Source organism: Methylobacterium sp. Leaf94 (assembly GCF_001426045.1).
Classification (GTDB): domain Bacteria; phylum Pseudomonadota; class Alphaproteobacteria; order Rhizobiales; family Beijerinckiaceae; genus Methylobacterium.
This window is the reverse complement of the sequence record NZ_LMRM01000002.1, coordinates 13,518-32,872: the sequence shown is the minus strand read 5'-3', so window position 1 is coordinate 32,872 and position 19,355 is coordinate 13,518. Positions and strand designations below refer to the sequence as shown.

Sequence of the window (19,355 nt, the reverse complement as noted above, 5' to 3'; positions counted from 1 at the left end):
TCGAGGATCATCGAGGCCGGACGCGGCTTCAATACCCCTTGGCGGCGATCGCTTCGCGCCAGTTCACCGCCCGGCGGGCCATGCCGATGTGCTGGCGCTCGTACATGCGGCCCTCGATCTTGATCGCGCCGCGCTTGGCGTTCTCCGCGCGGTCGAAGGCCTCGATGACGAGGCGGGCGCGGCGGACCTCCTCGTCGGAGGGGGCAAAGCAGGTGTTGGCCGGCTCGAGCTGGTTGGGGTGGATCAGGGTTTTGCCGTCGAAGCCGAGGTCGCGGGCCTGCTGGCACTCGGCCCGGCAGCCCGCCACGTCCTCGATGTCGTTCCAGACGCCGTCGAGGATAGTCAGGCCCTCGGCGCGGGCGGCCGCCAGGGTGAACATCATCCAGGGCAGCATCGGCACGCGGCCGGGCACGAGCTGGGCCCAGGTGTCCTTGGCGAGATCGTTGGTGCCCAGCACGAAGCAGGTCAGGCGGGTGCGCCGGTCGCGCTGCGCCTTGGCGATCTCCTGGATGTTGAGGATCGCCGCCGGGGTCTCGATCATCGCCCAGACGGCGATGCTCTCGGGGGCGTCGAGGGCTTCGAGGTGGTTGGCGATGCTCTCCAGCACGGCCGGGGAGGACACCTTCGGCATCAGGATCGCGTCGGGGCGGGCCTGGATCGCCGCCTTCAGGTCAGCCTCGCCCCAGGGGGTCTGGGGGGCGTTGACGCGGATGATGATCTCGCGCTCGCCGTAGCCGCCGCCCTTCACCGCAGCGCAGACCTGCTCGCGCGCGACGTCCTTGGCGTCGGGCGCCACCGCATCCTCCAGGTCGAGGATCAGCGAATCCGCCGACAGGGTCTTGGCCTTGTCGAGCGCCCTCTGGTTCGAACCGGGCATATACAGCACGCTGCGGCGCAAGCGGAGGTCGGACATCTGGCGTTCCCGTGATTTTCGCTGAAGCTTAGTGCAACACGTCAGGCGAGACACCCCGATACCGCCGGATTGACGTGGCATTCCAGCGATTTTGTTGCAACGCACGCGGCGAACGCGGTCCGCCCCTGTCCGGCGACACGGATTTCGGGCCGGGCCTTGGAGGGTCGGATACGGATGAGCGAGCCCTACCAAGTGACCCCGGACGGCCTGCGCCTCGCCCTGCGCCTGACACCGCGGGCGGGCCGCGACGGGCTGGACGGTCTGGTGGCGGATGCGGAAGGGCGCGTCGCCCTGCAGGTGCGCGTGGCCGCACCGCCCGTCGCGGGCGCCGCCAACGCGGCGCTGCTCGCCTATCTGGCCAAGGCCCTGAAGCTCCGCCGGTCCGATATCCGGATCGTCTCCGGCGAAACCGCCCGCCTCAAGATCGTCGCCCTGTCCGGCGACGGCGCGGCGCTCGCCGCCCGGTTGGCCGCGTGGACCAAGGGTGCCACCCTGCGCCGGAAGGGCGGTGACGCCCTCAGTGGCGGAGCGGGGCGGTGAGGCTGAACACCACCGTATAGTCGGGGTTCTCGACCACCGGGTCATCGGGGGAGAGCTGATACGAACCGGGATCGGCCGGCTCGATGGCTTCGAGGATCGGCACCATCGTGAAGGCCGCTGCGCCGTCGAAGGGCCGGATCGTGATCCCGGCCTCGGCATCCACCGTCTCGACGCGGCCGAAGACCTGCTCGCGGCGGATCAGGGTTCCGTCGTGATCGAGATAGGTGATGCCGACGAAGAGCGTCGCGCCGATCAGCTGATCGGCGAACCCATCGTCCCACTCTATGCCGGATTCGTCGTGTCCGTGGTCGCTCATGCGGACAGGGATGGCGAAAAACCGACCGTCCGGCAACCCGCCCTCAGAACAGGCGGCTGCCGTTCGGCACGGTCTGGTCCGGGCGGACCAGCACCACGGCCCCGTTCGGATCGGCGAATCCGAGAGTCAGCACCTCCGACAGGAACTTGCCGATCTGGCGCGGCGGGAAGTTCACCACGACGGCGACCTGCCGGCCGGGCAGGTCCTCGGCCCGGTAATGCTCGGTGATCTGCGCGCTCGACCGCTTGGTGCCGATCGCCGGCCCGAAATCGATGACGAGCTTCAGGGCCGGCTTGCGCGCCTCGGGGAACGGCTCGGCCGAGACGACGGTCCCGACGCGGATATCCACCGCCAGGAAGGCGTCGAAGGGGATGGGCGGGGCGGCCGGTGCATCGGCGGGGTGGGTGACGTGCATGGACGCTCAGGCGGTGCGGAGCTGGCGGCGCTTGCCGGTGGACGACACCTGCATCAGCGCGACCATGACCAGGATGGTGCCGAGATAGACCAGCACCTGCATGCCGCTCGGGCGGTCGGTGTAGCCCACGAGGGCGTGGAGCACGCGTCCGACGAGGCTGTCCTCCCGCAGGACGGCGGAGGTGTTCCACAGGGGCCGGTCGAGCACGGTGATCAGGCCCGCATTGGTGAGGAACTGCGCGGCCTGCGCCGCGAGGCCCGCCGCCAGGAGGACGATGAGGCCGCTCGTCACCGAGAAGACGTAGCGGGTCGGGATCGCGGCGAGGCCGAAATAGCTCACCGAGGAGGTCGCTGCGCCGACGGCGACGCCGGCCAGGGCGCCGAACTGGATGTCCGGCCCGGAGGTGCCGGACGCCACGAGGCCGTAGAGGAACAGCACGAGCTCCGCACCCTCGCGCAGGATCGCGGCGCCGACCACCAGGGCGAGGCCGGCGGCCGTGCTCTGGCCGGTGCGCACCGCCTCGCCGGCGGCCCGCAACTCGCCCGCGAGCTCGCGCCCGTGCTTGGCCATCCAGGTGTTGTGCCAGATCAGCATCAGCACCGCGACGATAAGGACGCCGGCGTTGAGGATCTCCTGCCCCGCGCCCTCGAACGCGTCGGAGATGCGTTCGGCGAAGAGCGCCACCAGGGCCGCGCCCGCGAGGCCGCCGAGGACGCCGAGGGCGATCCAGCGTCCGCGCCCGGCGATGCCGCGGGTGGCGGCGAGCACGATGCCGATGATGAGGCCCGCCTCGATGACTTCGCGGAAGGCGATGACGAAGGCTCCGATCATGCGGAGAATTCCTTTACGAGTTCACGGTCGCGGCCGAGACGGCCGCCCTACCAGATCCAGAACAGCAGCACCCAGCCGGAGACCGAGAGGGCGCAGGCGGCGGCGATGCCGAGGGTCGCCCCGAAGCGGCGCAGGCCCCGCGCCGAGAGGCCGGCCACCGACCAGGCGAGCCAGACGCTCCACAGGCTGGTGCCCAGCAGCAGCGCGGCGCGCATCTCCGAGACGTAGGGAATGAGGATGCCGTCGCCGCGCAGGAAGGTGACGGTCAGCGCCGAGAGGCCGAGGAACACGCCGCAGCCCGCCACCGGGATCAGCGCCTGGGTAAGGTGGTGGAAGCGGGCCCGCGACCAGCCGAGGGACAGGGTGGCCAGGGCCACGAGGCCCGAGAGGGAGACGCCGAGGACGATCGCGGCGGCGGCGATGTAGCCCAGGAGGAGCCCGCCATCGAGGAGGCTGAGCACGTCGTTGTGCTCGGGATAGTTCGTCAGGATGTACCAGGGCAGCGTGGTCTCGAGGGGCCAGGTCGTGCCGCGCTCGATCAGCCAGGTGGCCAGCGCCTGCTTGACGTCGATGAACCAGGGACTCGACGACCACTGGAAAGCGCCGACGGCCAGGCCCATCATGCCGAACAGGATCAGCACGGTCTGGTCGAGGCTAGGCTCGGTGCCGGCGACGTGGACGATCTCGTGGGTGGGCGAGCGCCGGGCGAGGCGCACGGCCCCACGATAGCCGGAGCAGCGCCCGCACATGTGGCAGGCGCCCGCGCCGGTCATCGTCTTCACCGGCACCAGCGGCGCGCAGTTGAAGGTGTCACCGCGCGGCTTCGGCGAGGCCGCCCAGCCCGCGTGATCGACCTGAAAGCTCACCGGCGCGAGCTTGGCCAGCACCGCGAAGACCCCGTTGACGGGGCAGAGATAGCGGCACCAGACCCGCTTGTTGCGGCCGTAGAGCAGCCCGACGACGATCGCCGCCACGGTGGAGCCGCCGAGCACCGCCAGCACGGGTTTGGGGTAGCCGTAGACGCTGACCATCTGGCCGTAGACCGTGGTCCCGGCGAAGGCGATGAACGGCCAGCCGCCCCAGGTGATCCAGCGCGGCACGGCGCGGCCCAGGCTCCAGCGGCTGGCGAACTCGGTCAGCGCCCCCTCGGGGCAGAGGATGCCGCACCAGGCCCGGCCGACCACCACCATGCTCACCAGCACGAAGGGCCACCAGATGCCCCAGAAGGCGAACTGGGCGAAGACGGTCAGGTTGTTCCACAGGTGCGCACTGCGGTCGGGCAGCGGCAGGAAGGCCGGCACCGCGACCAGCACGAGGTAGACGCCGACCACGCCCCACTGGATGGCGCGGATCGTGCCGCCGTGTCGCTGCATCCACTGCCCGAGTTCCGCGAGCTTCGCGTCGATCCAGGCATCCCGGACGTCGCGCGGCGTCCGGGCGCCGCGCGGGGAGCCGGCGTCGTGCGGCTTGAGGGACGTCGAGGCTGCCATTCCGGTTGGGTTCGCCAGTGTTATCGGAGCCGCATCACTTCGCCACCAGGGTGGCCTTCGAGTTGGGATGGAAGTCGTCGAAGACGTCGTAGCGGCCGGGGTCGACGGTGCGGAACACGATGGAGGAGGTCGCGCCCGCGGCCAGCGCCTTCTCGCGCTTCAGTTCCACGCTCTCGAACTCCACCGGGCTGGTGCCCGTGTTGGTGATCTCGAGCTTGAAGCGGGTGTTGGCCGGGACCTCGATGACGTCCGGGGTGATGGTCCCGTCCTTCATCTCGACCTTGATGACCGGCAGATCCTCGGCGCGCGCCGGACCGGCGGCGGCCAGTAGACCGGCCGCGAGGGCGGCGGTCAGGGTTCGGGAGAGAACGGCCATGGGGCTCAGTAGGCTCCCTTCTTGCCGATACCCGCGAAGGTGAAGTCCTGGATCAGGTCGAAGGGCTTGAACCACTCGGCAACGCCGGTCTCCTTGTCGACGTGGCGACCGAAATGGCTGTGCGGGCCGGGCGGCGCGACGGTGAGCTTGAGGCGGTAGCGCCCGGGGCCGGATAGCTTGACGTTGTCGCCGTAATGCGGACCGTCATTGGCGACCATCGGCATCAGCGAACCGGTCACCTTCGGCCCGGTGGCGGCCTCGCCCTCCAGCTTGGTGATCTCGAAGCTGACCGTCAGGGACGGCACCCAGTCGCCCTCGGCGAAGCCGTTGCGGTTGTCCTTCGCCGCGTGGATGTCGGCCTCCAGATGGATGTCGGACGCGGCTGCGGCGCGCATCATGTCCGGCGGATCCATCTCGATCGGCTGCAGGTAGACGGCCCCCACCTCGATCCCGTTCTGGGTCACGTGCGGGCCGATGGGCGTCTCCTTCGCCTGGGCCCCGCTCCCGAGGGAGACGGCGCCGGCGACGAGAACGACCAGGGCGAGGGAGGAGCGGAGATTCTTGCGCATCGTATCTAGCGCGTAGACCAGACGATAAACCAAGCAAAGAGGCTTTTTCGTCACGTTCCTTAATAAGAACAATTCCAAACTAAAACTCTACCTGAGCGCCCAAGTAAACCCTGATGCAGTCGCGGTCGCTGATCTTGTGCGTGACTGACGACGCCAATGCCGACGCGCCGCCGTGTCGGACCCGCGTCACGCAGGCGTGAAGTCCCCCGCGTGCTTCTCCCGAGGGATCGCGCCCGTCGGAGAGAAGGTCCGGCGCGTCAGGCCCGGATAGGCCAGCGCCTGGCTGATTCCGCGCCCGGCCAGCAGGATCAGGAACGAGAGCCAGAGGCCGCCATTGCCGAGGCCGGCCGCGTGGGCGGCGAGGAGGGCGAGGCCGTAGGCCGCGCTCGCCACGAGCATGAGGTCGCGCATCGCCCGGGTCCAGGTGGCGCCGATGTAGATGCCGTCGAAGGCGAAGGGCAGCGCCGCCAGGAAGGGCGCCAGTGCCGCCGGCAGCAGGTAGAGCCGGGCCATGGCCCGCACCTCCGGGCTCGTGGTCACCGCGTCGATGAAGGCGTTGCCGGCGAGGAGGAACCCGCCCGCGATGGCGCCGCCGAAGGCGAGGCACCAGAGCAGGCTCAAGGTGGCGGCGCGGCGGAAGCGGGCCTCGTCCCGGGCGCCCACCGCCTGGCCGCACAGGGTCTCGGCGGCGGTGGCGAAGCCGTCGAGGAAGAAGCCGCCGATCATGAAGAGATTCCACAGGACGGCGTTGGCCGCCAGCACCACGTCGCCCGAGCGGGCGCCGAGCGCCGAGAACAGGGTGATGCAGCCCACCAGCAGCAGGGTCCGGATCATCACGTCGGCGTTGACGCTGAGCATCCGGGCGAGCGCCAGGGGATCGCGCACCACCCGGAACGGCACCGCGAAGGGGCGCGAGCCGAGCCGCGCCAGCAGGAGCAGGCCGAGGCCGGCGCCGGCCGCCTCCGCGATCAGGGTGGCAAGCCCGGCCCCGGCGACGCTCATGTCCGCGCCGAGGACCAGGGCCAGGGTGAGGACGATGTTGGTGAGGTTGATGGCGACCTGCAGGATCAGCCCGAGATCGGTGCGCCCGCGCCCCAGCACCGAGCCGAGGATGGCGTAGTTCGCCAGGGTGAAGGGGGCCGCGAAGATGCGGATGTGGAAATAGGCCGCCAGCGCGGCGATCACCGCGGGGCTCGCGCCGCTCAAGGAAAAGGCCGCCCGGCCGATCGGCCCCTGCAGCCCCACGATCACCAGCCCGACCACGACGGCCGCCGCGAGGGCGCGGGCCAGCGTCCGGTCGACCTCGGCGCGGTCGTTTGCCCCCACCGCCTGCGCGGTCAAACCGGCGGTGGCCATGCGCAGTGAACCGAACGACCAGAAGATCGCATCGAAGATCACCGCGCCCAGGGCCATGGCGCCGAGGAGCGCGGCATCGCCGAGCCGGCCGATCACGGTGGCGCCGACGAAGCCGAGAAGCGGCGTCGTCACGTTGGCGAGCGTCATCGGCAGCGCGAGCGCGAGGACGCGCCGGCTCGTCGCCGGGCTGGTCGAGGGCGTCATATCGATGGGGTCCTGCAGCGGCCTTCTGGGCGGCGGTCGATCCGTTCAGTGGCAGCCGCAGCCGCTGCCGCAGCTTCCGCCGCCCTCGCTCGGGGTGGGGGTCGGCTTCGCGGCCCGGCGAACGGGATCGCGACTCAGGCCCCGATCCTCCAGCTCGGACAGGTAAGTCGCCCAGCGGTTCCGGTACTCGCGCCCGAGATCGTAGAGGTAGCCCCACCCGAACAGACCGGTGTCGTGCATGTCGTCGAAGGTCAGCTTGACGGCGTAGTTGCCGATCGGCTCGACCTTGAGGATCGCCACGTCGCGCTTCGCCCCGATCACCTTGCGCTCGGAGGGCGAGTGCCCCTGGACCTCGGCCGAGGGGCTCGAGACGCGGAGATACTCCGCCGGCAGGGCGAAGCGGCCGCCATCCTCGAAGGCGACGTTGAGGGTGCGCTTGTCACCCGAGAGGCGGATCTCGGTGGGCCAGCGCTCGGATGCGGCCGGGGCCGCGTGCGGATCGACAGCCTGTTGAGTCATGATGGCTTCCTTCCGGCCGCGTCGGCCGCACGGGTTGCATGGCCCCTGCGACCGACGCAAACTTGCCCGCGAGGGTGCGAGACCTCATATGACGTGCCATGTTAGGTTCGTCACGCGACCGCGCCAACGTTTTCTCACCCCAACAGAGCACAGAATCCCGCATGTGGGGTCCCCGCGCCACCGACGACGCTGCCCCGATCGCGCCCGCGCCGCTGATCGACCCGTTCCAGCGGGCGATCACCTACCTGCGCATCTCGGTCACCGATCGCTGCGACCTGCGCTGCGTCTACTGCATGTCCGACGACATGCAGTTCCTGCCCAAGCGCGACCTGCTCTCCCTGGAAGAACTGGACCGGCTCTGCGCCGTGTTCATCCAGCGCGGCGTGCGCAAGCTGCGCATCACCGGCGGCGAGCCGCTGGTCCGCCGCGACATCATGCACCTGTTCCGGCGCCTGTCCCGCCACCTCGACACGGGCGCGCTCGAAGAGCTGACGATGACCACCAACGGCACGCAACTCGGCCGCTTCGCGCCCGAACTCGCCGAACTCGGCGTGCGCCGCGTCAACGTCTCCCTCGACACCCTCGACCCGGACAAGTTCCGCGCCGTGACCCGCCGGGGCGACCTGAAGGTGGTGCTCGACGGGATCGAGACGGCGCGCAAGGCGGGCATCAAGGTCAAGATCAACGCGGTGGCGCTGAAGGGCGTCAACGAGGGCGAGATCGCCGACATGATCGCCTGGGCCCACGGCGACGGCATGGACATGACGCTCATCGAGGTCATGCCGCTGGGCGAGATCGAGGGCGACCGCACCGACCAGTTCCTGCCCCTCTCGGTGGCCCGCGCCCGGCTCGAGCAGCGCTACACGATGACGCCCCTGCCCGACCGCACCGGCGGCCCGGCCCGCTATGTCCGCATCGCCGAGACCGGTGGGCGCCTGGGCTTCATCACGCCGCTGACCCACAATTTCTGCGAGAGCTGCAACCGGGTGCGCCTGACCTGCACGGGCAAGCTCTACATGTGCCTCGGCCAGGAGGATGCGGCCGATCTCCGCGCGGTCCTGCGCGCCTCGCCCGACGATGCCCTGGTGACCCAGGCGGTGATCGACGCCATCGCGCGCAAGCCCAAGGGCCACGACTTCGTCATCGAACGGGCCCGCCCGGCCGCCGTGCCGCGCCACATGAGCGTCACCGGCGGATAAGTCTCCGCGATGGTTTGACGCTCGGGAGCATCGTTCCTAGACCCCGCTCGTATTCAGGATACGAGCGGAGATTATGATGGCGAAGGTCGCGTTTCTGGGCCTCGGCGTGATGGGTGGCCCGATGGCCCGCCACCTCGCCGCCAAGGGCCACGAGGTCACCGTCTACAACCGCACCGCCGCCAAGGCTGAGGCCTGGGTCGCCGCCCATGGCGGCGCCTTTGCGGCTACCCCGCGCGAGGCCGCCAAGGGCCAGGCCATCGTCTTCGCCTGCGTGGGCAACGACGACGACCTGCGCAGCGTCACCCTCGGCGCGGACGGCGCCTTCGCTGGCATGGAGAAGGGCGCGGTCTTCGTCGACCACACCACCGCCTCGGCCGAGGTCGCCCGCGAGCTCGCCGACGCCGCCGGGGCCGCCGGCCTCGGCTTCATCGACGCCCCCGTCTCGGGCGGGCAGGCCGGCGCCGAGAACGCGGCCCTCACCGTGATGTGCGGCGGCGAGGCCGAGACCTATGCGGCGGTCGAGCCCGCGATCCTGTGCTTTGCCCGCGCCAGCCGCCTGATGGGCCCGGCCGGCTCCGGCCAGCTCACCAAGATGGTCAACCAGATCGCCATCGCGGGGCTGGTCCAGGGCCTGTCCGAGGCCGTGCACTTCGCCAAGCGCGCGAACCTCGACGTCGAGGCCGTGCTGGAGGTGATCTCCAAGGGCGCCGCCGGCTCCTGGCAGATGGAGAACCGCGGCAAGACCATGAACGCGGGCAAGTTCGACTTCGGCTTCGCCGTGGACTGGATGCGCAAGGACCTCGGCATCCTCCTGGCCGAGGCCCGGCGCAACGGGGCGCAGCTGCCGGTCACCGCCCTGGTCGACCAGTTCTACGCCGACGTGCAGGGCATGGGCGGCAACCGCTGGGACACCTCGTCCCTCATCGCCCGCCTGGAGAAGTAAGCGCCGCCTGCGCCCGCCCGAGGGCTTCTTCGGGCGGGGTCCAGAGCCAGTCCGGCCCCATCTGGTGCCGGAACCAGGTGAACTGGCGCTTGGCGTAGCGCCGCGTGTCGCCCTGCCCGCGCCGGATCGCCTCCGCTCGCGACAGCGTCCCGTCGAGATGGGCGATCAGGCCCGGCACCCCGTGGGCGCGCATGATCGGCAGCAGCGGGTCGAGGCGCCGGTCGCGCAGGGCCTCGACCTCGCCCAGCGCCCCGTGCGCGATCATCGCCTCGAAGCGCGCGTCGATGGCCCGGCGCAGGGCCTCGCGCTCGGGGGCCAGGAACAGCTTCACGAGCGGCAGGCCGGACAGCGGCCCGGGGGTGCGGGCCCCGTGGAATTCCGCGATGGGCCGGCCGGTCGCCGCGAACACCTCGAGGGCGCGCATCACCCGCGCCCGGTCGCTGGGGCGCAGGGCCGCCGCCCCGGCCGGGTCGCGCTCGGCCAGATCGGCGTGAAGCGCTTCCGTCGCCCGGCCCTCGGCCCGCGCCCGCAGGGCCGACCGGACGTCGTCCGGCACCGGCGGCAGCTCCGAGAGCCCCTCCTCCAGAGCGCGGAAATACAGGCCGGTGCCGCCGACGAAGATCGGCAGGCGCTTCTCCGCGCGCAGCGTGCCGATCAGCGGCGCCGCCTCGCGGGCGAAGTGCCCGGCCGAGTAGTTCACCGCGCCGTCCACGTGGCCGTAGAGACGGTGGGGCGCCTCGGCCTCCTCGGACGCGCTCGGCCGGGCGGAGAGCCGGCGCAGGTCGGCATAGACCTGCATCGAGTCGGTGTTGATCACCACTCCGTCGAAATCGCGGGCGAGCGCCAGCGCCAGGCCCGACTTGCCCGAGGCGGTCGGCCCTGCGATGAGGATCGCCGCCGGCAAAACCTGCGCGTGCGTGCGTTGCGTGACCGGCGACACTGGCGTGGAAAACTCCCGGATGACCCTCGTCGCGATCCTGATAGCAAACGAGAGCCGCCCCGCCATCACCGATGCGGTGCTGGCCGAGACCCGGGCGGTGCTGCGCACCGAACACCAGTCCCGCATCCTGCATGGCGAGGTCGCCGCCGAGGTGCTGGTCCCCGGCGCGTCCGCCGATGCGCCGGCGCTGGCCCGGCGCCTGCGCGCGGCCCTGGCCCACGAGCCGATCGACGTGGCGGTGATCGAGGCCGGTCCGCACCGGCGCAAGCGCCTGTTCCTGGCCGACATGGACTCGACCATGATCGAGCAGGAATGCATCGACGAGCTGGCCGACACGATCGGCCTGAAGGACCGGGTCGCCGCCATCACCGAGCGGGCGATGCGGGGCGAGATCGCCTTCGGCCCGGCCCTGCGCGAGCGCGTCGCCCTCCTGCGGGACGTGCCCGTGGACACGATCGACGCGCTGATCGAAGCGCGCATCACCCTGACGCCGGGCGGACGCACCCTGGTGCGGACCATGAAGGCCCATGGCACCCACACCTGCCTGATCTCCGGGGGCTTCACCCTGTTCACCGGGCCGGTCTCAGCCCGGATCGGCTTCGACGAGGCCCACGCCACCACGCTGGGCATCGAGGACGGCCGGCTCACCGGGGAGGTGATCGAGCCGATCGTCGACAAGGAGACGAAGCGCGCGACCCTGGTCGCCCTGCGCAGCCGCTTCGGCCTCGACGCCGCGGAGACCCTGGCGGTGGGCGACGGAGCCAACGACCTCGACATGCTCGCCGAGGCCGGCCTCGGCGTCGCCTTCCGGGCCAAGCCCAAGGTGGCGGCCGCCGCGCAGGTGCGCATCGACCACGGCGACCTCACGGCGTTGCTCTACCTGCAGGGGTATTCGTCGGCCGAATTCGTGGGCTGAGCGGCGGCGCCATGCCGGGGCACCTTGGGCGGCCCCGGAATGACATGGTGCTGCGCGCGGGTTTCCGGCCTGACCACAGCCGACACCGCGCCGTCATTCCGGGGCGCCACAGGCGAGCCCGGACCCGAAGGGGCGCGCCAACGGCGTGCAATCCAGAACCGCCGACCCCGCAAGACCTTGCGCCACCTGTGTTTCTGGATCCCGGGCTCCGCTGCGCGGCCCCGGGATGACGGGGAGCGACGGGACATGCTTCGGCCGGTGAATCGGCCGGCTGCGAATCAGAGTAGCCCCACATACCAAAACGAAACCGCCGCCCTCTCGGGCGGCGGCCGGGTGTGTCCGAATGGCGTCTGGGAATCAGTCGATTCCCAGCGCCACGAAGCGGACGTCGCCGCTCGCACTGGCGACCAGGAGCAGGACGGACTTGCGACCGTCCTTCTTGAGCTGGTCGATGCGCTTGCTGACGTCGACGGGTGCGTTCACCGCCTCCTGCCCGACCTCGACGATGACCTCGCCCGGCTTGATCTGCTTGTCGGCCGCCGTGGAGTTCGGATCGACGCGGGTGACGAGGACGCCCTTGAGGCTGTCCTTGAGGCTGTAGCGCTTGCGGGCCTCGTCGGTGATGCCCGACAGGTTGAGGCCGAGCACCTGGCGCACGGCGCTCTCGGCCTCCGGCTGCTTGACGCTGGCGAGGGTCGGCTTCTCGGTGTCCTCGAGACGGCCGAGGGTGACCGACTTCGTGGTCTCGGCGCCCTTGCGGATCACGAGCACGTCCACGACCTTGCCGACCGGGGTCGAAGCGACGATCCGGGGCAGGTCGCTGGACGACTTCACCGCCGTGCCGTTGAACCTGACGATGACGTCGCCGATCTCGAGGCCCGCGGCCTTGGCCGGGCCCTTCTCGTCGACGCCGGCGACCAGGGCGCCCTTGACCCCGTCCTTCATGTCGAGGGCTTCCGCCGTGGTCTCGTCCACGTTCTGGATGCGCACGCCGAGCCAACCGCGGCGGACCTCGCCGAACTCGCGCAGCTGGTCGATGACCTGGGACGCGTTGTTCGAGGGCACCGCGAAGCCGATACCGACCGAGCCGCCGGTGGGCGACAGGATCGCCGTGTTGATGCCGATGACCTCGCCGTTCATGTTGAACAGCGGACCGCCGGAATTGCCCTTGTTGATGGCAGCATCCGTCTGGATGTAGTTGTCGTAGGGGCCGGACTCGATGTTGCGGCCCCGGGCCGAGACGATGCCGGCCGAGACCGAGCCGCCGAGGCCGAAGGGGTTGCCGATGGCGATGACCCAGTCGCCCGGACGCATTTTCTCGGAGTCGCCGAAGGGCACGGCCTTGAGGGGCTTGTTGGCCTCCGGCTTCACCCGCAGCACCGCGAGGTCGATCTTGGCATCCTTGCCGATGATCTCCGCCTTCAGCTTGGTGCCGTTGTGCAGGATGACCTGGATGTCGTTGGCGTCGCCGATGACGTGGTTGTTCGTCACCACGATGCCGGACGCATCGATGATGAAGCCCGAGCCCAGCGAGTTCGACTTGCGCTGCTGCGGCTTCGGGCGGTCGGCCTCGCTGCGGTCGCCGCCGCCGCGCTGGCCGCGCTTGTTGAAGAACTCCTCGAACAGGTCCTCGAAGGGCGTGCCCTGTGGGAGCTGCGGGCCGGAGCGGGCGTTGGGCCGGGCGTCGACCGTCGTCGAGGCCGAGATGTTCACGACCGCGTCGGTGACCTGATCGGCGAGGTCGGCGAGGGATTCGGGGCCCTTGGCGAACGCCGGGGCCGGGGCGCCAGTCACGGCGAGGGCGGTCGCCAGCGCGGCGGCGGCGAGGGCAGAGCGCAGGCTGCGCTGAAGCGCTCGGGAACGGGGCGCCCGGACGGCGCTCGCGACGGGAACCATAATCGACCTCATCTGTCTCAAGACGTCCTTAGATCGTCTCCGCCGTCCGCCGATCAAGAGTCCGGCGGCGAACCGGGGTCCGCCGCCGGAGCGTCATGGTAACCGCTCAGCGCAGCGTGCCGGTGGAGCCGGGCTCCGCCGGGGCGCGCGTGCGGGCGGCCGGCGTCGCCGGGGTCCGGCCCTGGGGATCGCTGAAGTAGCGGAAGAAGTCCGACGAGGGGCTGATCACGAGCCGCGTGTCGGAGCCCTTCAAGCCGGTCTCGTAGGCCTGCATGGAGCGGTAGAAGCTGAAGAAGTCCGCGTCCCTGCCGTAGGCTTCCGCCAGGATGCGGTTCTTGTCGGCGTCGCCCTGTCCGCGCAGGGTCTCGGCCGTCTGGTTGGCCTCCGAAAGCAGCACGGTGACGTCGCGGTCGGCCTTGGCCTTGATCGTGACCGCGGCCTGCTCGCCGGTGGCCCGGATGTCGGCCGCCTCGCGCTGGCGCTCCGTCGTCATGCGCTTGTAGACCGCCGAGCTGTTCTGGGCCGGCAGATCGACGCGGGTCATGCGCAGGTCGACGATCTCGACGCCGAGCTCCTTGGCCTGCCGGTTCACGTCGGCCTGGATCTGGTTCATCAGCTCGGCGCGCTGGGTCCGGACGATGGCGTCGCGGGTCGAGCGGGCGAGCAGGTTGCGCAGGGCCGAGTTGGTAAAGCTCGCCAGCAGGGTGTTGGCGCGGGCGATGTTGTTGGCCGACTGGTAGAACTTCAGCGGATCGATGATCCGGTAGCGCGCGAACGCGTCCACCTCGAGGTTCTGACGGTCGGTGGTCAGCAGGGTCTGGACCGGGAGATCAAGGTCGAGCACCCGCTTGTCGAACAGGACGACGTTCTCGAAGAACGGCAGCTTGAAGTAGAGGCCGGGCTTGTCGGTGCCGGTCTGGTTCAGGACGGCGCGGACGCCGCCGAAGCGGAGCACCAGGGCCTGCTGCATCTGGCCGACGGTGAAGACCGAGGCGTAGAGGCCGACGGCCACGGCGGCCGCCACGATCATGAGGCCGGTGCGGAGGGCTTGGTTGTTCATCGGGCCACTCCACCGGCAGCGTTGCGGGGACCGAACTCGGTCAGCGGCAGCACCGGCAGCACGCCGGCAGCGCTGGCGCCGGTGCCGGCACCGGCTCCGTTCTGGTCGATGATCACCTTGTTGACCGAGCCCAGGACCCGCTCCATCGTTTCGAGGAAGATGCGCTCGCGGCTGATGACCGGGGCGACCTTGTAGGAATCGTAGACCTGGGTGAAGCGGGCGGCCTGACCGGTCGCGTCGGCGGTGGACTGCGTCTTGTAGGCTTCCGCCGCCTGGATGATCTTCTGCGCCTCACCCTTGGCGAGGGGCACCTTCTGGCTCTCGTAGGTGCGCGCATCGTTCTTGGCGCGCTCGGCGTCCTGCTGCGCCGCGTTCACGTCGAAGAAGGCGGGCCGCACCTCCGGCGGAGGCTGCACGCTGACGAGCTGCACGAGCTCGATGCGCACGCCGGCGCCGTACTCGTCGAGGGCCTTCTGGGTGATCTCGCGGACCTCCTGGGCGACGCTCGACTGCTCGTTCGTCAGGATCGGCTGGATGTTGCGGCGGCCGACGACCTCGCGCATCGCGCTCTCGGCGATGGCCTTGATCGTCCCTTCCGGGTTCTCGAGGTTAAAGACGAAGTCGGACGCTTTCAGGGGATTGATGCGCCACTGCACCTCGAAGTCGAGGTCGACGATGTTCTCGTCGCCCGTGAGCATCAGGCTCTCCTCGGGCTTGTCGACGGTGCGGCTCTGGTTGCCGAGCCCGGCGCGGTAGCCGATCTGCACGCTGTTGACCTGGCCGACATTCGGCTTGGTCACGGCGCCGATGGGAGCCGGGAAGTTGTAGTTCAGGCCCTGGCCGGTGGTGCTGAGATAGCGGCCGAACACCGTCTCGATGCCCACCTGCTGCGGCGCCACGGTGTAGAACCCGGTGGCGAGCCAGACGGCGACCACGATGCCGCCGGCGATCAGGAGGCCGCGGCCTCCACCGAACGATCCACCCGGGAGCACCCCGCGCAGGCGGTCCTGGCTGCGCCGGAGGAGGTCCTCGAGGTCGGGCGGGGTCTTGCCACCGCCACCGCCACCGCCGCCCCACGGGCCACCCCCGCCGCCATTGCCGCCGCCGCCTCGGCCCCAGGGCCCTCCCCCGTTGCCGCTACCGCCGCCGCTCTGATTGCTCCAAGGCATGCTCGCCGATCTCTCCTGTTCCAGCAGCGTCTGCGCCGCGCACGAAGCCCACCCGCGCTCCCCGTCCCGGCCTCCTCAGGAGGCGGGCCGAATCTCCCCCGCGTGGACAAGAGTGTTGATCTCGTCGTGACCCGACCCCGGCACCTGCGTGGGCGCACCGGATCCTGTCAAGATTGCCACTTGGGCATCGGGCCGCCGAAAGACAACCGCACGGGAACCCAATGCGCAATGGGTCGCGCCGGATTGGTTTACGGCGCTTCTCCGCGCCCCGGCCCTCACCCGGCCCGTTCCAGGTCGACGAAGCTGAAGCCGCAGGCGTCGTGCTCGCCCGGCGGATGGGCTTCGCGCCCGGTCTCCCGATAGAGCGCACGGTCGAACGGCGGGAACACGGTGTCCCCCTCCGGCGCCAGATCGACCTCCGTGAGGTGGATGCGGTCGGCGTGGGGCAGAGCGAGGGCGTAGATCTCGCCGCCGCCGGCCACCATCAGCTCGTCGGCCCCCTCAGCCGCCGCCAGCGCGCCGGCCCAGTCCTGCGCCACCGCGACCTCGGGCACCGCGAAGGCGGGATCGCGGGTGAGCACGATGGTGCGCCGCCCGGGCAGCGGCCGGCCGATCGACGCGAAGGTCTTGCGCCCCATCAGCAGGGGCTTGCCCATGGTCAGGGCCTTGAACCGGCGCAGGTCGCTGCGCAGGCGCCAGATCAGGTCGTTGTCGCGGCCGATGACGCCGTTGCGGGCGACCGCCGCGATGATCGTGATGCGGGGGGCCGGCATCAGACCGCCACCGGGGCGCGGATCGCCGGATGGGGTTCGTAGCCCTCCACGGCGATGTCCTCAAAGCGGAAGTCGAACAGCGAGGTCACGGCCGGGTCGAGCACGAGGCGCGGCAGCGGGCGGTGCGCCCGCGTCAGCTGCAGCCGGGCCTGCTCGAGGTGGTTCACGTAGAGGTGGGCGTCCCCCAGGGTGTGGACGAAGTCGCCGGGCTGCAGTCCCGTGACCTGCGCGATCATCGCGGTGAGGAGAGCGTAGCTCGCGATGTTGAAGGGCACGCCGAGGAACACGTCGGCCGAGCGCTGGTAGAGCTGGCACGAGAGCCGCCCCTCGGCGACGTAGAACTGGAACAGGCAGTGGCAGGGCGCCAGCGCCATCCGGTCGAGATCGGCCGGGTTCCAGGCCGAGACGATGAGGCGCCGGGAATCCGGGTTGCGGCGGATCTCGTCCAGCACCCAGGCGATCTGGTCGACGCTGCCGCCGTCGGGCTTGGCCCAGGAGCGCCACTGCCGGCCGTAGACCGGCCCGAGGTCGCCGTTCGCATCGGCCCACTCGTCCCAGATGCTCACGCCCTTGGCCTGGAGCGCGCGCACGTTGGTGTCGCCCGTGAGGAACCACAGCAGCTCGTGGATGATCGAGCGCAGGTGGAGCTGCTTGGTCGTCACCAGCGGAAAGCCCTCGCCGAGGTCGAAGCGCATCTGGTGCCCGAACACCGAGAGGGTGCCGGTGCCGGTCCGGTCGTTCTTGCGCACCCCGTCCTGCAGGATGCGTTCGAGAAGCTGGTGATAGGCGTGCATCGCGGCTCCGAGGCGGGGGCTCCCGGAATAGCCCGAAGCGCCGGGGCTGGCGAGGTTGCGGACCGAGGCGTCAACAGGTCGTGCCGCCCCCGGACTGCGCTCCGGCCTCAGCTGATCGCGGGCCCGAGCACGTAGGCGATCATGGCGAGGTTGCTCCAGGCGTGGAGCAGGATGCCCGGCCAGAGCCGGCCGCTGCGCCAGCGGACCCAGCCGAGGATCAGCGCCAGGGGGATCAGCGAGACCGGCCGGGCGAACCCCGCGGGCGTGAGATGCGCCCCGGCGAACAGGAGCGCCGTCGCCAGGATCGCGCCCCGCGCCGTAAAAACCTCCCGCGCCCGGGCGAACAGGGCCCCGCGCATCAGCAGTTCCTCCGCCACCGGGGCCAGGACGAGCACGTAGGCGAACCACAGGGCCGCCGCGGCCGGGGTGAGGCCGGGCGACAGGGCCGTGTGCCGGCCGATCGGCATCCGGAACAGATCGGCGATGCCGGTCACCCAGGTGATGTGGATCACCGGCCAGGCCAGCAGGATCACGGCGAAGCGGCGCGCCGTCAGGCCGGGCGCGCCGGGCCCCCAGGGCGCCGCCGCCGGCGCCACCAGGGCCAGGGTCCGGCGCCAGGCGGCGCCGTCGCGCCAGCGCACCGCGACGACGACGAGCAGCGCCAGGACCCCCTGCCGCACCACGTCCACCGCCAGTTCCCGCATGGCGAGCTGGCGCGGATGCAGGCGGGGACGGTCTCCGCCCAGGAGCGCGATGCCGTCGATCCAGTCGCCGCCGACCCGCACGATCACCAGGGCGAGGAGGGTCGCCACCGCCAGCGCCAGGAAGGCCGCGAAGGCCAGCCCGACGAGCGCCGTCGCCGCGCCGAGGCCGGCACGGACCCGGGACGGCCGGAGGAGCGCGGAGGCGGACCAGGCCGCCGGCGCCTCGGGCATCGGCGCACCATCATCGGGCTTCAAATGCGGCGGCACTCCCACTATAATCAAGGCGTTGGCCGAGAGGCTCGGCGAGGACGGGGATCCGGCGGCGCCGGAACGGCTTCGAGGCCCGAACGGTAACCCGGCAGCCCCTTTCCGGACCACGGGCTTTTGGACGCAAGGGCCCGTGGCTCGACAGGCCCCGGGTTTTGGCGGAAGCTCGCTCCGGCGCGGGGATCTCGGTCGGGGCCGCGACGGGCGGCCGCCGCGTCGCGGAACGGTGGTTCTGGGTAGCGGACGGACTTGGTAGCGGACGGACTTGGTAGCGGACGTCCGGATGGCCGCGACGGCCGTTCAGGCAGGGTTCTGGGAGGGTCGGGCACCGGCATTCCCATTCGATTTTCATCCGACCCGGAGCGCCATCGCGGCGTGTGACGGCGGGCAGTGACCGGGCATAAGCGACCGCAGATGGCAGACGACCTGATCCGCTACGATCTTCTGGTGCAGGACGCGCTGCGCGGCGTGGTGCGCAAGGTGCTGACCGACGCGGCGCGCGAGGGGCTCGCGGGCGAGCACCACTTCTACGTCTCGTTCCGCACCGAGGCGCCGGGCGTGCGCATGTCGCAGCGCCTGCGCGAGAAATATCCGCAGGACATGACGATCGTGCTCCAGCACCAGTTCTGGGACCTCGGCGTCACCGAGCACACCTTCGAGGTCGGGCTCTCCTTCTCCGGGGTGCCCGAGCGCCTGCTCGTGCCCTTCGACGCCTTGACCGGGTTCTTCGACCCCTCCGTCCAGTTCGGCCTCAAGTTCGACCTCAGCGAGGGCACTGAGACGGCCGCCGCCGAGGAGGATTCGGAGGAGGCGCCGGCTGCGGCCGGCAAGACCCCGCCCCGGGGTGCCGCGTCCGAGCCCACCGAGATCAAGCCGAAGGGCACGGGCCTCGCCACCATCGGCAGCGCCGTCCCCAAGATCGGCGCCGGCACCACCCCGGTGCCCGCCGCGGCCCAGGCTGCCAAGGGAGCGGGCAAGGAAGCCGGCAAGTCGGAGGACGGGACCGAAGCCAAGCCCCCGGCGAAGAAGGCCGAGGACGGCACCGAGACCAGCGCCGAAGTCGTCAGCCTCGACGCCTTCCGCAAGAAGAGCTGAGCGAAGCGGCGCCGACGCGGACGCTCAACGAAAAAACCGCATCGTCATTCCGGGGCGCCAAAGGCGAGCC

At 70.7% G+C, this 19,355-nt stretch carries 21 protein-coding genes; 5 read left to right on the top strand and 16 right to left on the bottom strand.

The window, feature by feature from the left end; genetic code table 11:
* Positions 1-28: 28 nt before the first annotated feature.
* A complete protein-coding gene (locus tag ASG63_RS01930) occupies positions 29-913 on the bottom strand; it encodes an HpcH/HpaI aldolase/citrate lyase family protein (protein WP_056211552.1) in 885 nt (294 codons plus the stop codon).
* A 174-nt stretch (positions 914-1,087) separates the two neighbouring features.
* Here ASG63_RS01930 and ASG63_RS01925 point away from each other — a divergent pair, with 174 nt between their 5' ends.
* Complete coding sequence (locus tag ASG63_RS01925) at positions 1,088-1,453, top strand: DUF167 family protein (RefSeq protein WP_056211550.1); 366 nt, start codon at positions 1,088-1,090, stop codon at positions 1,451-1,453.
* On the opposite strand, the gene ASG63_RS01920 is transcribed toward ASG63_RS01925, so the two are convergent.
* From ASG63_RS01920 to ASG63_RS01885, 8 genes are all read right to left on the bottom strand, one after another.
* A complete protein-coding gene (locus ASG63_RS01920; protein WP_056211547.1) occupies positions 1,431-1,769 on the bottom strand; it encodes a hypothetical protein in 339 nt (112 codons plus the stop codon). The two genes, ASG63_RS01925 and ASG63_RS01920, sit on opposite strands and share 23 nt — an antisense overlap.
* A 43-nt stretch (positions 1,770-1,812) precedes the next feature.
* A complete protein-coding gene (locus tag ASG63_RS01915; RefSeq protein ID WP_056211545.1) occupies positions 1,813-2,184 on the bottom strand; it encodes a tRNA-binding protein in 372 nt (123 codons plus the stop codon).
* A gap of 6 nt (positions 2,185-2,190) precedes the next feature.
* Positions 2,191-3,015 (bottom strand): FTR1 family iron permease, encoded by an 825-nt coding sequence (locus tag ASG63_RS01910; RefSeq protein ID WP_056211543.1) that lies wholly within the window; start codon positions 3,013-3,015, stop codon positions 2,191-2,193.
* A gap of 47 nt (positions 3,016-3,062) precedes the next feature.
* Complete coding sequence (locus tag ASG63_RS01905) at positions 3,063-4,388, bottom strand: 4Fe-4S binding protein (RefSeq protein ID WP_244479790.1); 1,326 nt, start codon at positions 4,386-4,388, stop codon at positions 3,063-3,065.
* 151 nt (positions 4,389-4,539) lie between these two features.
* Positions 4,540-4,881 (bottom strand): cupredoxin domain-containing protein, encoded by a 342-nt coding sequence (locus ASG63_RS01900; RefSeq protein ID WP_056211540.1) that lies wholly within the window; start codon positions 4,879-4,881, stop codon positions 4,540-4,542.
* Positions 4,882-4,886: 5 nt separating this feature from the next.
* Complete coding sequence (locus ASG63_RS01895) at positions 4,887-5,450, bottom strand: iron transporter (RefSeq protein WP_056211538.1); 564 nt, start codon at positions 5,448-5,450, stop codon at positions 4,887-4,889.
* Between the two features lie 186 nt (positions 5,451-5,636).
* Complete coding sequence (locus ASG63_RS01890; protein WP_056211536.1) at positions 5,637-7,010, bottom strand: MATE family efflux transporter; 1,374 nt, start codon at positions 7,008-7,010, stop codon at positions 5,637-5,639.
* Positions 7,011-7,055: 45 nt separating this feature from the next.
* Complete coding sequence (locus ASG63_RS01885; protein ID WP_056211534.1) at positions 7,056-7,529, bottom strand: gamma-butyrobetaine hydroxylase-like domain-containing protein; 474 nt, start codon at positions 7,527-7,529, stop codon at positions 7,056-7,058.
* 161 nt (positions 7,530-7,690) lie between these two features.
* Here ASG63_RS01885 and moaA point away from each other — a divergent pair, with 161 nt between their 5' ends.
* Together moaA and ASG63_RS01875 are read left to right on the top strand one after the other, a co-directional pair.
* Positions 7,691-8,728 (top strand): GTP 3',8-cyclase MoaA, encoded by a 1,038-nt coding sequence (gene moaA / locus ASG63_RS01880; RefSeq protein WP_056211532.1) that lies wholly within the window; start codon positions 7,691-7,693, stop codon positions 8,726-8,728.
* Positions 8,729-8,804: 76 nt separating this feature from the next.
* Complete coding sequence (locus tag ASG63_RS01875; protein ID WP_056211797.1) at positions 8,805-9,671, top strand: NAD(P)-dependent oxidoreductase; 867 nt, start codon at positions 8,805-8,807, stop codon at positions 9,669-9,671.
* Here ASG63_RS01875 and miaA read toward each other — a convergent pair.
* On the bottom strand, positions 9,649-10,611 hold the full coding sequence (gene miaA / locus ASG63_RS01870; RefSeq protein ID WP_056211530.1) for a tRNA (adenosine(37)-N6)-dimethylallyltransferase MiaA: 963 nt from the start codon (positions 10,609-10,611) through the stop codon (positions 9,649-9,651). The genes ASG63_RS01875 and miaA overlap by 23 nt on opposite strands.
* A gap of 19 nt (positions 10,612-10,630) precedes the next feature.
* On the opposite strand from miaA, the gene serB reads away from it, so the two are divergent.
* Entirely contained in the window at positions 10,631-11,527 is an 897-nt protein-coding gene (gene serB / locus ASG63_RS01865; protein ID WP_056211529.1) for a phosphoserine phosphatase SerB, read from the top strand.
* Positions 11,528-11,884: 357 nt separating this feature from the next.
* Here serB and ASG63_RS01860 read toward each other — a convergent pair whose 3' ends face one another.
* The 6 genes from ASG63_RS01860 to ASG63_RS01835 all read right to left on the bottom strand — a co-directional run bounded on the left by ASG63_RS01860 (position 11,885) and on the right by ASG63_RS01835 (position 18,154).
* Complete coding sequence (locus ASG63_RS01860; protein WP_056211527.1) at positions 11,885-13,423, bottom strand: Do family serine endopeptidase; 1,539 nt, start codon at positions 13,421-13,423, stop codon at positions 11,885-11,887.
* Positions 13,424-13,529: 106 nt separating this feature from the next.
* On the bottom strand, positions 13,530-14,483 hold the full coding sequence (hflC, locus tag ASG63_RS01855; RefSeq protein ID WP_056211525.1) for a protease modulator HflC: 954 nt from the start codon (positions 14,481-14,483) through the stop codon (positions 13,530-13,532).
* The gene (hflK, locus tag ASG63_RS01850) at positions 14,480-15,652 is read right to left on the bottom strand and encodes an FtsH protease activity modulator HflK (RefSeq protein WP_056211523.1); all 1,173 of its coding nucleotides are present in this window, start codon (positions 15,650-15,652) and stop codon (positions 14,480-14,482) included. The genes hflC and hflK overlap by 4 nt, the downstream gene beginning before the upstream one ends.
* A gap of 275 nt (positions 15,653-15,927) precedes the next feature.
* Positions 15,928-16,425 (bottom strand): dihydrofolate reductase, encoded by a 498-nt coding sequence (locus ASG63_RS01845; protein WP_056211521.1) that lies wholly within the window; start codon positions 16,423-16,425, stop codon positions 15,928-15,930.
* On the bottom strand, positions 16,425-17,219 hold the full coding sequence (locus tag ASG63_RS01840) for a thymidylate synthase (RefSeq protein WP_056211519.1): 795 nt from the start codon (positions 17,217-17,219) through the stop codon (positions 16,425-16,427). The genes ASG63_RS01845 and ASG63_RS01840 overlap by 1 nt, the downstream gene beginning before the upstream one ends.
* A 107-nt stretch (positions 17,220-17,326) precedes the next feature.
* Entirely contained in the window at positions 17,327-18,154 is an 828-nt protein-coding gene (locus tag ASG63_RS01835) for a CPBP family intramembrane glutamic endopeptidase (protein ID WP_156394041.1), read from the bottom strand.
* 450 nt (positions 18,155-18,604) lie between these two features.
* On the opposite strand from ASG63_RS01835, the gene ASG63_RS01830 reads away from it, so the two are divergent.
* Positions 18,605-19,285: an SspB family protein gene (locus tag ASG63_RS01830; RefSeq protein ID WP_056211516.1), complete on the top strand. Its 681-nt coding sequence runs from the start codon at positions 18,605-18,607 to the stop codon at positions 19,283-19,285.
* The last annotated feature ends 70 nt before the right edge of the window (positions 19,286-19,355 follow it).